Raw genomic sequence first — 15013 nt, 5'->3', positions numbered from 1 at the left:
CCACCCTCCGACCGGGGGGCAGTCTCCTGTCTCCCGCCGGGGTGATAGTGTCTGGGGCACTCACACATGGGCCAGCAGGACACCACAGCCTTCGATGCGTTGCTCGAGGGGGCCGTCGATCAGCAGCGCCGCCGCGTCCTGAAGGTAGGAGCGGCGGTGCGAGTCGCGGGCTCGCTCGTCTTCCTCCTCATCGTCGGGGTGCTCTGGCTGGCGGGCCGCAAGGACTGGGCGCCCTACCCGCTGCCGCTCACGCTCTACCTGCTCGCCGCCGTGGCCCTGTTCGCCGTGCACGGCAAGCGCTTCGTCCAGTGGCTGGATGTGGCGCAGTCCGCGGTGGACGTGGGGCTCGTCTTCTGGGTCCAGCATGCGGCGCTGCCCCTCTCCCGCTTCCCCGCGGGCATCGCGGGCTTCAGCCTCGGGCTCTTCTCGCTCGTCGTCGTCCTCAGCAGCCTCACGCTCGTGCCGGGTGTCGCCTACGCGACTGCGGTGCTGTCAGCGGTGGCCCAGGCGGTGCTAATGCGCGAGGCGGATGTGAGCTACGGCTCGGTGGCGACCGCGAGCGTGGTGCTGGTGCTGGTGGCCTTCATGAGCCAGTACGGGAGCCAGCGCCTGCGCCAGCTCGTCCTGGCCCTCACCCGCACGGAGGTGGAGCGCCAGGTTGAAGCGCGGCGCTTCCAGGAAGTCGAGCAGGCCCGCGCCACCATCGAGAAGATGCTGGCCGAGGTGCGCACCCAGAACGAGCAGCTCCTGGGGCTCCAGCGGGACAAGGATCTGCTGATCCAGTTCCTCGTGCATGACTTGCGCTCGCCGCTGTCGGCGCTGAGCATGACGTTCTCCTGGCTGGAGAGCGAGCTGGCCGAGGGAGACCTGACGCTCCTGCAGGGAGTGCGCACGGGGCTCGCCGTCACCGGGCGGATGGAGCGGATGATCTCCGAGCTGTTGGATCTGCCCCGCCTGGAGGAAGGCAGGCTGGAGCTGCGCCCGCAGCGCATCGACACCGCCTCGGTGTTCGAGGAGGTGCGTCAGGCCTTCGTGGGAGCCACGCAGCTGCGGCGGCTCTCGCTGGAGGTCGAGGCGCCCGCCGGCCTGATGCTCCAGGGAGACCGGGCGCTGCTGACGCGGGTGGTGGAGAACCTGGTGGCCAACGCCCTGCGCTACACGCCGCCCGGGGGGCGCGTGCGGCTGGAGGCGGGGACAGAGGCAGGCGCGCCCTACCTGGCCGTGCGCAATGACGGCCCCTCCATTGCACCGGAGCTGCGGCCGCGCCTCTTCGACAAGCACGTCCAGGGCGAGCAGGAGCGCACCACCCGCAAGGGCTATGGGCTGGGGCTCTACTTCTCCCGGCTCGCGGTGGAGGCCCATGGCGGGCGCATCGCGGTGGAGGATGCGCCGGGCTGGGGCACCTCGTTCGTCGCTCGGCTGCCCAGCGCTCCAGGCGAGTCCAGCCGCGCGGCCTGACGGTCCGCCAGCTCAGAGGCTCGCGCGCTCGACGATGCGGGCGGCATGCTTGCGGGCGTTGTGGGCCACCTCCTCGGCGTCCAGCGTCAGCAACTGCCGGTCCTTCAGCACCGGCTTTCCGTCGATGAGCACGTGCGTCACGTCCGTGGACTTCGCGGCGTGGACGAGCACGCCCAGCACGCTCTCGGGCGTGGGCAGCGTGTGCAGGCCGCGCACGTCCACCACGGTGACATCCGCGCGCTTGCCCTCTTCCAGCGAGCCCACCTCCTTCTCCAGCCCCAGCGCCCGGGCCCCCTCCAGCGTGGCCATCTCCAGCACGCGCAGCGGCGGCATGCCCAGCGGGCCCACCCGCGGCTTGTGCAGCAGCGCCGCCAGCCGCATCTCCAGGAAGATGTCCAGGTTGTTGTTGCAGGGCGCGCCGTCCGCGCCCAGGCACACGTGCACGCCGGCGTCCATCAGCTCGGGGATCTTGGCGATGCCCGAGGCCAGCTTCAGGTTCGAGCTAGGGCAGTGGCACACCACCGTCCCCGTCTCGCGCAGCAGGCGCTGCTCCTCGGCGGTGGGCCACACGCAGTGCGCCAGCGTCACGTGCGCTCCGCTGATCCCCAGCGAGTGGAAGTAGGCGATATTGTCCAGGCCGATGCGCTGGCGCACCAGGTCACACTCGGTGGCGTTCTCGCTGGCGTGCGTGTGGATGCGCACGCCCTTCTCCCGCGCCAGCCTCGACACCTCCTTGAGCAGCGCCTCGGTGCACGAGAGCACGAAGCGCGGCGCGAAGGCGTACCGCAGCCGGTCCTCGTGCTTGCCGTGCCAGCGCTCCAGCAGCGCCAGGCTCTCGGCGAGCGAGGCCTCCGTCGTCTCGCGCAGGCCCGCGGGCAGCCCCTGGCCCGTGTCCATCATCGCCTTGCCGCCGGTGAGCCGGAACCCGCTGTCCCGCGCGGACTCGAAGACGGCGTCGTAGTGGCGCACCGTCCCCATGTCGAGCGCCGCCGTGGCGCCGGACTGGATCAGCTCGGCGAACGTCAGATCCGCCGAGGCCCGCAGGGAGTCCGCGTCATGCGCCGCCTCGTACGGCCAGATGCGCTCGCGGAGCCAGTCCAGCAGCTCCAGCCCATCCGCGTGGTTGCGGAACAGCGTCTGGCAGGCGTGCAGGTGGCCATGGATGAGGCCGGGCAGCACCACCTGCCCCGTCACGTCGAGCACCCGCCGGGGCGTGCCCTGGACCTTCAGGCCCCGGCCCACCCGGGCAATCCGGCCATCCTGGATGAGGACGTCCGCGTCCGCGAGCACCTCGCGCTCGCGGTTCATGGTTACGACGGTGCCATGGGTGAGGAGGATGTCCACGCGCTGGCTGCTCTTAACACAGAGCAGGCCAGTCTCAGAGGAAGTCGCGCGTAAAGGCGTGGGGGAGCAGTTCCCGGAGCGAGTACTGCGCCTCCTCGCCCTTGAGGTTGCGGCTGCGCACGGGCAGCTCCGGCCCGGAGAACTCGGCCATCACCTGCCGGCACATGCCGCACGGCGGGCACGGCGTGGGCGTGTCCACCACGATGGCCACCGCCACCGGCCGCGTGTGCCCCTGAGCCACCGCCGCGGCGAAGGCGTTGCGCTCGGCGCAGACGGTGAGCCCGTACGTGGCGTTCTCCACGTTGCACCCGGCCACCACCGCCCCATCCGAGAAGAGGATGGCCGCCCCCACCGGGAAGCGCGAGTAGGGCACATGGGCGCGCTCCCGCACCTTCGCCGCCTGCTGGAACAGCGCCTCCCAAGGGATGTCCTCAGCCATGGGCCCTCCCGGCCTCAGCGTTTCGGTGCAGCCAGCTCCATGTCATCCAGGTACCGGGCGATGGTCAGCTCCGCGTCCACCGGCAGATCCAGGAAGCGCACCCGCGTGGCCGTCGCATCCGAGCTGGCGAGCACCTCGCCGCGCACCTGCAGCTCATCCGAGCCCGAGGGCAGGATGAAGCGCACCTCCAGCTGCGCCCCGGGCTCCAGCAAGCTGCCCAGGAAGGCACAGCCCCCGAGCGACAAGTCGCCCTGGTGGGGCGCGAACTCCGCTCCGCTCCCGGCGCGCCGCACCAGGAACCTCATGGGCACCCGAGGCGAATCCCTCCGCTCATCAGGCTTCGCCCCCGTCGAATCGTTCCTCTCCGCCATCGCTGTCGAATCCTTGCTCACGCGCGAGCCACCACAGGAAGAAAGTCCGTCAGCAGCCGCGAGAAGATACCCGCCACCCGGTTCGCCGTCTCTGCCACTTCATCATGGGTCAGGGGTTTGTCTCCCACCCCTGCCGCCAGGTTGGTGATACAGCTGATGCCTACCACGGGCACGCCCATGTGGCCGGCGGCCACCGTCTCGGGCACCGTGCTCATCCCCACCGCGTCCGCCCCCAGGGTGCGGAGCATGCGGATCTCCGCTGGCGTCTCGTACGAGGGGCCGGACACCATGGCATACACGCCCTGCCGCAGGGGAACCTGCGTGCGCTGGGCCGACTCCAGCAGAAGCGTCCGGAGCGAGGGGGCATAAGCCCGGCTCATGTCCGGGAAGCGAGGCCCCAGCCGATCCTCATTCGGGCCCGTGAGGGCGTTCCACCCGGAGAGGTTGATGTGGTCGGTAATCGCCATCAAGTCCCCGGGGGCGAACAGGGAGTTGATGCCCCCGGCGGCGTTGGTCAGCACCAGGGCCTTGATGCCGAGCGAGCACAGCACGCGCGCCGGGAAGGCCACCTGCATGGGGGAGTACCCCTCATAGGAGTGGACGCGGCCCTGCATCGCCACCACGGGCTGGCCTCCCACCTCGCCCAGCACCATGCGGCCCGCGTGCCCAGGGACCGACGAGTGGGGGAAGTGCGGCAGCTCCGGGTAGGGGATGATCACCTTGCGCCCGAAGCCCTCCGCGAAGGCCCCCAGCCCGCTGCCGAGGATGATGCCCACGCGCGGCGTCAGTCCGCCTGCCCGCTGGCGGATGGCCTGCACCGTCTCCTGGACCTGTTCGTAAAGCCCCATTATCCCGGCATCATATACCCCGCCGGGGAATGGACGAGTTCATCGCACCGCGTGGACGACGGTCAGCCTACTCCTCGGTGGGACGGCGCCGAGAGACCTCCAGCAGGCGGATCACCCGCATGTGGAAGTCCGCTTCGTAGAGGGCGGCAAAGTCGCCCACGATCTCCATGCCACACAGGGCCTCAGGCCCGGGATGCCGCCCTGTGGAGGCCAGGCTCGCCAGGACGCGAAGGCGCGCCAGCAAGGCCACGAACACTTCTTGAGGAAGCTCGGAGATCTGCTGCCAGGCGGTCGGCGCGATCTCTCTGCTGAAGAACGATGACGAATCTTCGGTATGCGGCATCACTCTCAACCTCTAAGCAAGTGATGCGCCACACCGGCTTTGAGGAGAAACGAACGCTTAGCCGCCCCCCAGGGTGAGAAGAACGGAAAGAGCTACAGCCTCACGGCGCCGGAACTCTGTAATTTCGTGCAGTCTCCGCGCTTCGAGGAAGGCGCACGGTGAAGGTGGTCCCCTCCGCCGCGCTCGAGCGCACCTCGATCCTGCCGCCGTGGCCCTCGATGATCTGCTGGACGATGTAGAGCCCCAGCCCCAGCCCGCTGGAAGGAGGGCTCTCGCCCTGGGTGGCTCTCCGAAAGGGCTCGAAGAGATGTGGGAGGTGCTCCTCCGGGATGGGGGCACCCTGGTTGTGGACCTCCAGGCACACGGTGCCGCCCTCGTCGCGCAAGGTGAAGTCCACGGGTGTCCCCTCGGGGCTGTAGTCGAGCGCGTTCTTGCCCAGGTTCCCCACGGCCTGGGCCAACCGGTCAGCATCCCACGCCCCCAGGAAGGAGCCCTCGGCCTCGAGGCGCAGCTCCCGCTCGGGGTGGCTGGCCTCCAGCTCGTCAAGGGCGTGCCGGCAGATATGGCGCAGGTTGGCGGGCCGGCGCGTGAGGGGGATGCCGCCCCCCAGCCGTCCGCGCGTGAAGTCCAGCAGCTCCGCGATCATCCTCACCATGCGCTCGGTGCTCCGGGAGATGCGCTGCGCGGCGCGCAGGTGCCGCGGGTCCAGGCTCTCGTCATCACGCAGGTAGGCCACGGAGGCGAGGATGGCGCTCAGCGGATTGCGCAAGTCATGGCTGACGATGCCCAGGAAGCGCTCGCGGAACTCCGCCGCGCGCCGCACCGCATCCTCCGCCTGCCGGCGATCGGTGATGTCCAGGAGCGTCACCACCGCGCATTGGATGCCCCCCTCGGAGTCGCGGACCGGAGCCGCATTCTGGAGCGTGTACCTGCGGGTGCCGTCACTGCGCTCGATGAGGATCTCCTCGTCCACCACCGTCTCCCCCTGCACCAGCGCCCGGGAGAGGGGCCACTCCTCGGGAGCATACGGGCGCCCATCCGGGTGGAAGCCCTGGTATCGCCGGTACTCGGAGATGTCGTTGGCGGGGGTGAACGGGCGCCGCCAGATGCGCTCGAACTCCGCGTTGCCCGTGATCAGCCGGCCGGAGGGAGCCTCCGCGATGGCTACTCCCGCGGGCATCTGCTGGACAATGGATTCCAGGCGCTGGCGAACCTCCTGGGCTTCACGCCGCGCCACCCGCTCCTGGGCGGCGAGCTGGGCGCGAGAGATGAGCGCCGTGGCCCGGTGGGCCATCGTCCGGATGACGAGCTTGTCCGTGGCCGAGAACTCGAACGCCGTCCGGGAGCCCACCTGCGCCACACCGATCAGGTTCTCTCCATCCAGCAGGGGCACGCCATAGAGCGCACGGGTCCTGTGTCTGCGGATCGCCGCGCTCTTGACGATCGGATCATTCGCCGCGTCGTGGAGTTCGATGGGCTTGCGCTCCAGCGCGACCTTCCCCGCCAACCCCTCCCCCTTCCTCAGGCAGAAGCCAGCCCGCACATCCTCCTCGGTCCCCACGCTCGCCTCCAACCGGAGGCGCTCCCCGTCGCGCAGAAGGATGGCGGCGCTGTCGATCGAGGCGGTGGTCTCCAGCAGGACTTGGAGCAGCTTGGAGAGGAACTTCGGGACATCGTCGGAGGCCAGGGCGGCCTCCGCGATGCGGTCCAACGCCACGAGCGTCCGCTCTCGGGCCTGCGTGTACCGGACCACGGAGATCCGGATGGCCTCATCGATGGCGGTGTTGAAGCGCTCCACTTCCGCCAGGGGCAGCTCCGCGGCGTGCTCCTCGCCGTACAGGCGCAGCACGCAGGTGCGGAGCAGGGAATATTCCATGGTGACAGCGCTGAGATCGAAGCCCTCGTCCAGCCGGTCCAGCGCGTGGATCTCGGGAGTACCGTCCAGGCCCGCCCGTTGGTTGTGCTCCGCGGCTTCGACGACCGCCGCGATGCGCTCCAGCACATCCGGCATGTGGTTGAGCAACCGGGGAGTGGACAGGGCATTGGCCACGGGCAGGGTCCGCACCATGTGCGACCAGCGCGCAAGGATGACCGGGAGGCGGCCTCGGATGAAGTCGCACAGACGACAGCGTGCTTGCCCGGCAGGTCCCGCGTCCTCGGTCATTACGAGCAACAATATGGAGACACCTCTCGGCCCTGGGCCAGTTCAAGCGGATGCACTGCCGCTCGCCTGCAAGCGCGCTCAACGGCTCAGCTGCGCTCGGCCGCTGAGCTGAGCAGCGGCCTGGGCTCTGACATCACACGCCATGCCGTGTCTGGCTCACCGCGCAGAGTTCGCCTGCGTGTAAACCACCGGGGACTGTTCCACCACCTCTTGCAACAGCGTGCGCAGCGCGGGCAGCTCCACCGGCTTCTCGAGCCAGTACTGCGCCTGATCGAGGAAGTCCTGGGCCCGCTGCGTGAACGCGCCCCCCGTGAGGAAGATCATCCGCGCGGCCAGGGCGGGCCGCTGCTCCTTCAGCCGCGAGTACAGGTCCATGCCGGTGATGTCCGGCATGGCCAGATCGCAGACGATCACATCGGGGTCCTCCCCCGCGAGCAGCCGGCGCAGGGCCTCGGAGCCCGAGCTGGTGGTGACGTCGTACTCGCTGCGCAGCGACCGGCTGAGCGAGGCCGCGAGCATCGGCTCATCGTCCACCACCAGCACCCGGGCCCGCACGGGGCTGAGCGCCACGGGGGCCACCTCCGGCTGCACCACCCGCGGCGCCTCGATGCCCGGCAGCGTCACCGTGAACGTGGTTCCCCGGCCCACCTCGCTCTGGACCGAGATCTTCCCTCCGAGCGACGTCACGATGCGCTGGCAGATCGGCAGGCCCAGCCCCGTGCCCACCCCGGCGGGCTTGGTGGTGAAGAAGGGCTCGAAGATGCGCTCGCGGATCTCCGGCGGAATGCCCACTCCCGTGTCGCGGATCTCCACGAAGACCTGGCCGCCCTCCCCGGCCCGGGTGCGGACCGTGAGGATGTTCGCCTCGGGATGGCCCTCGGGGATGGCCTGGGCCGCGTTCACCAGCAGGTTGAGGAAGACCTGCCCCAGCCGCGTCTCGTCCCCGAGCACCGAGGGGATCGGCTCGAAGTCGCGCACCACCTGCGCCCGAGGGCGGATCTCGTGGGCCGCCACGTTGAGGGCGAACTCCAGCCCCTGGTGCACGTCGATCGGCTCCAGCCGGGCCTCCTCCACGCGGGAGAACGCCTTGAGGTCCCTCACGATGTGGCGCACGCGGTTGGCGCCCTCGCGCGCATCGGACACGGCGCCCTTGAACTCCTCGAGCGAGGGCAGCTGCTTCGCCTCCGCCGAGTCCAGGCTCTCCTCCAGGTAGGACAGGTTGTTGGTGATGAACGTGAGCGGGTTGTTGATCTCGTGGGCGATGCCCCCGGCCAGCGTTCCCAGCGCGGCCATGCGATCGGTCATCATCAACCGCGTCTCCATCAGCTTGCGCTCGGTGATGTCCTGCAGGGTGCCGCTCACCCGCACCGGCTGCCCGCTCGCGTCCAGCACCGCCTGCCCCTGGAAGTGGACCCAGCGCACCTCGCCCGAGGGCCGCAGCAGCCGGTACTCACCATGGAAGGGCTGGCGCTCCTCCCACGCCCGCATCAGCATCTGGTGGACCGCCTGGCGCTCCTCGGGGTGGATGCTCGCGAGGAAATCTTCGTGGCGGGCCGTCCCTCCAGGAGCAAGGCCCAGGATGCGGAACAGCTCGGCGGACCAGGTGAGCTGGCGGGTGGAGAACTCCCAGCTCCAGCTTCCCAGGTGGGCAATGGCCTGGGCCTCGGCGAGCGCCGCCTCGCTGCTCGACAGGCGCTCTTCCATCCGCAGCCGCTTCTGGAGCTCCCGCTTCGCCACCAGCTGCTCGAGCACCAGCCAGGACACGAGCCGCCCCAGCACCCCCGCGATGAGGATGAAGAAGACGTGGATCAACACCATGGGCAGATGGTCCACGAGCTGGCCCAGGCCCAGCAGGAGCGCCAGGTAGGCGCCCATGAAGCTCCCAGCGGCGATGAGGGTGGCTCTGGGCGTGAAGCGAATCCCCACCGTCGTCACCAACAAGAGCGGCATCGGGCCGTAGGGCGAGTGGATGCCGCCAGTGACGCAGAGCCACCCCAAGGTACCCAGCGCGTCCGAGAGGGACGTGCCCACGGCCAGGGGCAGCACGGGGTATTTCCGGTAGGGCTCCAGCAGGAAGACGGCCAGCGAGTAGAGCGCCAGCAAGCCCAGGAGCGGATACACCTCCCGGGGGTTCGTCCCCGCCTTGTCCAGCAGGGGGTAGCTGATGCAGCCGGTGGCGACGACCAGCACGCGCAGCAGCGCGATGCCTCGCTCCGCGGCATCCACCTTCTCCGCCAGCGCCCCCTCCATCGCCTCCGGCGCGCCCTGGGTGCCTCGCATGTGGGATAGTTGAAGCACGGTGTCCTTTCCTGCTCTTGGACAAACCCCGGGCCTTTGGATCACCCCGGAACCTGCGGGAAGATAGAAGCGTCCATTTCCCAACGACTGGAGGCGCTGCGCCCTCTGGCCACCCCCTTGCATCGGAGGCGGATATGACTTCGCGAACCGTCGCTGCCCGCCTGGTGGAGCTCTCCGCGCCCGAGCTGCTGTGGCGCCGGAGCAAGCAGCTGGCGCTCCAGGCGAACCGGCTGGTGCGGTGGGCCGCCACTCCCGAGCGCTGGCCGCGGCCGGTCCTGGCTCCCGCACGCGGAATGAGCGTGCTGCTGGCCTCGCACACCGTGGAGCTGGCGCGCACGGACCCGGACGCGGAGCCGGTGCTGGAGGCCGGCAAGCAACACAATGTCCGACTGGCCGCGCCCGCCTTCGAGGGGCTGCTGCTGACGCCCGAGCGCCCGCTCTCGTTCTGGCGCACGCTGGGGCGGCTGACGGAGCAGGCGGGCTACCGGCACGGGCTGGCGCTGAGCGGCGGGTGCCTCACCCCCTCCATTGGCGGCGGTATCTGCCTGGTGGCCAACGCGCTCTTCGAGCTGGCCGCGCGCCAGGGCTGGCACATCCTGGAGCGCTACGGGCACACGATGGAGGCGGTGCCTCCGCCCGAGGGAGCGCTGTGGGGCATGGACGCCACGGTGGCCTGGCCCTACGTGGACCTGGTGGTGGCGCCGCGCGAAGGGCCGGTGCGGCTGGGAGCCCGCGTGCAGAACGGGAGGCTGCGGCTGACCCTCCACGGGGAGGCGGCTCCGCGGACACGCACGCGGCTGTGGTCCGAGGATGACGCCGTGCTGGAGACGCCCGAGGGCCCGGTGCGCACCAACCGCATTGTGCGGCGGGTGGAAGCGGTGGCCACCGGCGCGGTGGTGGAGGAGCGGACCATCGCGGAGAACCGCCGGCGCATGCTGAACCCCGAGGCGCGCAAGCGCACGTGTTTGAGTTGCGGCGAGACGGAGTGCCACGCCCGGGTGGAGGTGCCGGAGAAGAGGGCCGCGGCCTCATGAACCTGATTCTCGCGCCAGAGCCCGCGCCGTGGCTCCAGCTGCTCTCGTTGGTGTTGGGGCCGGTGGAGCAGGGAGAGGTGTTGGCCCCGTGGGCCCTGCCTCCCCTGCTCAAGGGATGGTTGCCGGCTCCGAGCCGGCTGCGCGCGGCGTGGGGGCGGAGGACGCTCCCCGTGCCTCACGGCTTCCGGGTGTGGGGGCTTCCCGGGTGGACGGCGGTGGAGGCGGGCTTGCGGCTGGCGGCGCCCTCGGCGGCGGCGACCTTCCGGACCCGCTTCGCGCTGCGCAGGCGGGTGGCCCAGGCGGCCGCGGCGCTGCTGCCTGGCTCCGTGGAGACGGTGCTCGCGCCGTCGCTGTGCGCTCGCGAGATCTTCGCCATGGCCCGGAGCCGAGGCGCGCGCTGCGTGCTGGTGGAGGACCTGCCCTCCTTGAGAGCCCTGCACGCGGATCTGGACGAGGCGGCCTCCAGGCACCCAGAGGAGAACTTCCTGCGCAACCACCGCGCCTCGGCCGAGGATGTGGCGCGGCAGGAGGCGGAGCGGCTGCTGGCGGATGAGCTCTGGGTGCGCGGCGAGTTCTGCCGCGAGCGGCTGCTATCCGCCGGGCACCCCCCGGAGCGAATCCGCGAGCTCTCTCCGCTCCTGGAGGGCTCGGAGCCGGCCAGACAACCTCCGCGGCACAAGCCCGGAGCCCAGACTCACCGGGTGGCGCTGCTCGCCGGGCCCGCGCTCGCCCGTGGCGGACTGCGGGAGGCGCTGGCCGCGGTGGAAGCGCGGCCCCAGTGGAGCCTGTGGGTGCGCCCCGCCGAGGGAACGGATCCCAAGCACCTGACGCATCCCCGCGTGCGGCGGGTGACGGCGAAGGAGCAACGGACGCTCCAGGGAGTGGACGTGGTGCTGGCCCCTTCCTGGTGCGAGAGCCACCCGCCCGAGCTGGCGCACGCGGTGGCGCGAGGCATCCCGGTCATCGCCACGGATCGAGCCTCGGGCTTCCTGCCCTGCCAGACGATACCTCGGGGCAACGTGGCCGCCCTGGTGGCCGAGCTGGACGCCCTGAGCTCCGAGTGAGCCCAGGGCGGAGCTCCTACGCGAATCAGATGTTCCAGCGGATCATGCCCGAGAGCGTGTTCTCCGTCTTCCCGGTGATCAGGTAGCGGTTGAGCGCGATCTGGTACTCGAAGCCCGCGTACAGCTTGCCCGGGGTGAACCCGATGGGCTTGCCGAAGTCCCAGAGCAGCTGGGGCTGGCTCGTCAGGAACTGGTTGCCCTTGAGGCCCTCGAAGTTGCCCACGCCGGCGCCCTCGCCGAAGAGGCCGACCTGGATGAAGCCGTCGAAGATGAAGTCCTGGGACAGGAGCGAGAACGACGCCTGCCACGCCCCGCCAATCTGGAAGTCGACCCCCTTGAACACGCTGTCATCGCGGATCACCGTGGTCACCGCCACGAAGTCCATGTGGGGAATCTTCAAGTCCCACTGCAGGCCGTAGTAGTTGAGCATGCCGAACTTCGCGACGTGCTCCATCTCGTACTTCACCTCCAGATCGACCAGCGGACCCCAGTCGAGCGGCTGGCCGCGGATCTTCTCGGCGATCTTCTTGGGGGACACCGTCGTGGTGATGCCGCCGAAGAAGCCACCGCGCTCGTTGGCGCGATCCTGCTCGCCGTCCGTCGTGGAGTTGGCTCCGTTCCACGGGCCGGTGATGTCGTAGTACAGGAACACCGTCCCGTACTCCCACGCCTGGAACCCCTTGATCGTCAGCACGGTGCGCGAGCCGCGGCCGTTGAAGTCATCGTTGTAGCAGTCGATGGCGCCCCGGTAGCGGCCGTACGTGAGATCGTTCGGAGTGGGGTGAACCACGTTGTTCTTGTCCCCCGTCCAGCACGGCGCGTAGAGGAGCTCGAACGTCACTCCGGCGCTGGCTTGCAGCGGAGCGAGGAAGACTGCGGCGAGTGCGGCGACGAACAGCAGGTTGCGAATCATGAGTACCCCTCCCGAGAGGCGCGGGCGATCTCGCACGAGACCCCCCGCGCCATCAAGGATTCATGACACATGCCGTGCTAGAGAGCTGCGTACCGGCCGCGAAATCACGCCTTCCCAGGAGCCGTGCGCCCTGGAGGGGCCTACTCCAGCCGCTCGACGATGAGCGGGCGCGGCGCGGGAGCCTGGGGCCCAAAGCGATACGCCGCGAGCAGCCGCTCCTTCACGTCCTTCAGCGGCCCCTCGTTGTTGTAGTGCACGCGCACCACCGGCTCGCCCGCCTTCACCGGCTCGCCCACCTTGCGCAGCAGCGTGAAGCCCACGGCGGGATCAATCAGGCTGTCCACGCGCTGCCGCCCCGCGCCCAGCGCCACCGCCGCCAGCCCCACCCCCTCCGTGTCGATGCCCGTGACGAAGCCGTGACTGGGAGCCAGCACGTCCGAGGTGGCCCGGGCCTGCGGCAGCCGCGAGGAGTCATCGATGGCGCGCGGGTCGCCGCCCTGCGCCTGGACGATCTCCTTGAGCTTGCGCAGCGCGCTGCCATTGTCCACCGCGCGCTTCAGCTGCTCCCGGGCCTGCTGCGCGGTGGCCGCCTTGCCACCCAGCACGAGCATCTCCGCCGTGAGCGCCAGCGTCACCTCGGTGTAGTCCTCGGGGGCCTGGCCGCGGAGCATGTCCACCGCCTCGATCACCTCGAGCGCGTTGCCCACGGCGCGGCCCAGCGGCTGATCCATGTCGGTGATCAGCGCGGTCACCTTGCGCTTCATGGCGGTGCCGATGCCGATCATCGTCTTGGCCAGGGCGCGCGAGTCCTCCAGGCGCTTCATGAAGGCGCCGCTGCCCGTCTTCACGTCCAGCACGAGCGCGTCGATGCCCTCCGCCAGCTTCTTGCTCATGATGGAGCTGGCGATCAGCGGCAGGCAGTCCACGGTGGCCGTCACGTCCCGCAGCGCGTAGAGCTTCTTGTCCGCGGGCGCCAGCGTCGCCGTCTGGCCGATGAGGCACGCGCCCACCTCCCGCACCAGCCGCCGGTAGTCCGCCACCGAGAGGTCCACCCGGAAGCCGGGGATGGACTCCAGCTTGTCCAGCGTACCTCCGGTGTGGCCCAGCCCGCGGCCGGAGATCATCGGCACGGGCACCCCGCACGCGGCCGCCAGGGGCGCCAGGCTCAGGGAGACCTTGTCCCCCACCCCACCCGTCGAGTGCTTGTCCACCTTGACGCCGGGCGTCTCGGAGAGATCCAGCACCTCGCCGGACTCGAGCATGGCCTGCGTCCATGCCCCCAGCTCCCCGGAGTTCAACCCACGGAAGAAGACCGCCATGCACATGGCGGACATCTGGTAGTCCGGCACATCGCCCCGGGTGTAGGCGGCGATGAACTCGCGGATGTCCTGCGGATCCAGCGCCCGGCCTTCACGCTTGGACTTGATGAGCTCGTAGGGTCGCACGCCTCTGGCCATAGCCTACCCCTTCCATCGGGTCCATCATCTGCTAGATACGCTTGATTATGACCCGAACCCTCCGCCTGTCTGCCCTGACCCTTGTGGCGCTCCTTGGAGCCTGCAAGAAGGAAGCTCCCCCTGCCCCCGCCGCGTCCGGTACGCAGCCAGCGGAGGCCACCAAGGCTCAGCCCCCAGCCGCCAAGACGCACAAGGTCGGCCTCGTCGTCGACGTGGGCGGCCGCGGAGACCACTCGTTCAATGACGCCGCGCTGCGCGGCCTGGAGACCTTCGCCGCTGGCGTGCGGTACGAGGGCGGCAAGTACGCTCCGGCCAGCTCCGAGGAGGTGAAGCAGGCCATCACCCAGGATCTGTCCGGCCTGCAGCCGCCCATCGCCGCGCAGCCCATCGAGCCGCTGGTGATCCAGAGCAAGAGCCCGGAGGACTATGAGCCCAACCTGCAGCTGCTGGTGGAGCAGGGCGCGGAGCTGACCATCGGCAACGGCTTCCTGCTGGAGAACGCGGTGGAGTCGGTGGCCAAGAAGAACACCGGCAACAAGTTCCTCCTGGTGGACAGCGTGCTGCTGGACGAGAAGGGCACCCCGTACAGCCTGCCCAATGTGCGCACCGTCACCTTCAAGGAGAACGAGGGCAGCTTCCTGGTGGGCGCGCTGGCGGGGCTGGCGTCGAAGACGGGCAAGGTGGGCTTCGTGGGCGGCATGGAGGTGCCCATCATCAAGCGCTTCGAGGCCGGCTTCCGCGCGGGCGTGAAGATGACCAACCCGAAGGCCGCCGAGGGCCTGATGTCCGTCTACACCGGCAGCTTCGACAACGTGGCCGCCGGCAAGCAGGTGGCGCAGGATCTGCTCAAGAAGGGCGCGGACGTCATCTTCCAGGCGGCGGGCGCCGACGGCCTGGGCGTCATCCAGGCGGTGAAGGAGGCCAAGGCCTCCGGCTCGCCGGTGTACGTGATTGGCGTGGACTCGGATCAGTCGCACGTGGCGCCCGAGGTGGTGCTCACCTCCATGCTCAAGCACGTGGACCTGGCCATCTACAACGCGTGCCGCGATCTGGCCCAGGGCAAGTTCAGCCCGGGCGATCAGGTGCTCGGGCTGAAGGATGGCGGCGTGGGCTACGCCGAGATCCGCGTGGACTTCCCGGGCAAGGCCGAGGCCCTCCAGAAGGTGGAGGCGCTGCGTCAGCGCATCACCTCCGGGGAGCTGAAGGTTCCGGCGACCATGGAAGAGCTCTCCGCATTCCAAACCACGCCCTGATCTCCCTCCGGCACATCCACAAGCGGT

The 15013-nt window shown here is 69.7% G+C and carries 13 protein-coding genes; 4 read left to right on the top strand and 9 right to left on the bottom strand.

The features are described from left to right. Nucleotides 1-66: 66 nt before the first annotated feature. Complete coding sequence (locus ACJ8AT_RS02610; protein ID WP_407735935.1) at nucleotides 67-1458, top strand: sensor histidine kinase; 1392 nt, start codon at nucleotides 67-69, stop codon at nucleotides 1456-1458. Nucleotides 1459-1470: 12 nt separating this feature from the next. Here the strand turns inward: ACJ8AT_RS02610 and ACJ8AT_RS02605 are convergent, their stop codons facing one another. The 7 genes from ACJ8AT_RS02605 to ACJ8AT_RS02575 all read right to left on the bottom strand — a co-directional run bounded on the left by ACJ8AT_RS02605 (nucleotide 1471) and on the right by ACJ8AT_RS02575 (nucleotide 9247). Then, nucleotides 1471-2802 carry a 5'-deoxyadenosine deaminase gene (locus ACJ8AT_RS02605; protein ID WP_407735934.1) on the bottom strand — a complete coding sequence of 444 codons (1332 nt, stop codon included), beginning with the start codon at nucleotides 2800-2802 and terminating at the stop codon, nucleotides 1471-1473. Nucleotides 2803-2836: 34 nt separating this feature from the next. After that, a complete protein-coding gene (locus ACJ8AT_RS02600; protein WP_407735933.1) occupies nucleotides 2837-3241 on the bottom strand; it encodes a cytidine deaminase in 405 nt (134 codons plus the stop codon). 14 nt (nucleotides 3242-3255) lie between these two features. Then, nucleotides 3256-3612: a PilZ domain-containing protein gene (locus tag ACJ8AT_RS02595; protein WP_407735932.1), complete on the bottom strand. Its 357-nt coding sequence runs from the start codon at nucleotides 3610-3612 to the stop codon at nucleotides 3256-3258. A 17-nt stretch (nucleotides 3613-3629) separates the two neighbouring features. Next, nucleotides 3630-4460, bottom strand: coding sequence for a purine-nucleoside phosphorylase (locus ACJ8AT_RS02590; RefSeq protein ID WP_407735931.1), 831 nt, complete (start codon nucleotides 4458-4460; stop codon nucleotides 3630-3632). A gap of 67 nt (nucleotides 4461-4527) precedes the next feature. After that, nucleotides 4528-4803 carry a type II toxin-antitoxin system RelE family toxin gene (locus ACJ8AT_RS02585; RefSeq protein ID WP_407735930.1) on the bottom strand — a complete coding sequence of 92 codons (276 nt, stop codon included), beginning with the start codon at nucleotides 4801-4803 and terminating at the stop codon, nucleotides 4528-4530. Nucleotides 4804-4903: 100 nt separating this feature from the next. After that, on the bottom strand, nucleotides 4904-6871 hold the full coding sequence (locus ACJ8AT_RS02580) for an ATP-binding protein (RefSeq protein WP_407735929.1): 1968 nt from the start codon (nucleotides 6869-6871) through the stop codon (nucleotides 4904-4906). A 252-nt stretch (nucleotides 6872-7123) separates the two neighbouring features. Beyond that, complete coding sequence (locus tag ACJ8AT_RS02575; RefSeq protein ID WP_407735928.1) at nucleotides 7124-9247, bottom strand: ATP-binding protein; 2124 nt, start codon at nucleotides 9245-9247, stop codon at nucleotides 7124-7126. Nucleotides 9248-9399: 152 nt separating this feature from the next. On the opposite strand from ACJ8AT_RS02575, the gene ACJ8AT_RS02570 reads away from it, so the two are divergent. Both ACJ8AT_RS02570 and ACJ8AT_RS02565 read left to right on the top strand, forming a co-directional pair. Beyond that, a complete protein-coding gene (locus ACJ8AT_RS02570) occupies nucleotides 9400-10299 on the top strand; it encodes a VanW family protein (RefSeq protein WP_407735927.1) in 900 nt (299 codons plus the stop codon). Continuing rightward, nucleotides 10296-11363: a hypothetical protein gene (locus tag ACJ8AT_RS02565; protein WP_407735926.1), complete on the top strand. Its 1068-nt coding sequence runs from the start codon at nucleotides 10296-10298 to the stop codon at nucleotides 11361-11363. Before ACJ8AT_RS02570 ends, ACJ8AT_RS02565 begins: the two co-directional genes overlap by 4 nt. Before the next feature lie 25 nt (nucleotides 11364-11388). Here the strand turns inward: ACJ8AT_RS02565 and ACJ8AT_RS02560 are convergent, their stop codons facing one another. Both ACJ8AT_RS02560 and ACJ8AT_RS02555 read right to left on the bottom strand, forming a co-directional pair. Further along, complete coding sequence (locus ACJ8AT_RS02560) at nucleotides 11389-12276, bottom strand: hypothetical protein (RefSeq protein WP_407735925.1); 888 nt, start codon at nucleotides 12274-12276, stop codon at nucleotides 11389-11391. A gap of 140 nt (nucleotides 12277-12416) precedes the next feature. Further along, nucleotides 12417-13721 carry a thymidine phosphorylase gene (locus tag ACJ8AT_RS02555; RefSeq protein WP_407735924.1) on the bottom strand — a complete coding sequence of 435 codons (1305 nt, stop codon included), beginning with the start codon at nucleotides 13719-13721 and terminating at the stop codon, nucleotides 12417-12419. 59 nt (nucleotides 13722-13780) lie between these two features. Here ACJ8AT_RS02555 and ACJ8AT_RS02550 point away from each other — a divergent pair, with 59 nt between their 5' ends. Beyond that, a complete protein-coding gene (locus tag ACJ8AT_RS02550; RefSeq protein ID WP_407735923.1) occupies nucleotides 13781-14986 on the top strand; it encodes a BMP family protein in 1206 nt (401 codons plus the stop codon). The last annotated feature ends 27 nt before the right edge of the window (nucleotides 14987-15013 follow it).

Origin of the sequence: Hyalangium sp., assembly GCF_045802625.1 — a bacterium.
GTDB lineage: Bacteria > Myxococcota > Myxococcia > Myxococcales > Myxococcaceae > Hyalangium.
This window is presented reverse-complemented; position numbering and strand designations above follow the sequence as displayed.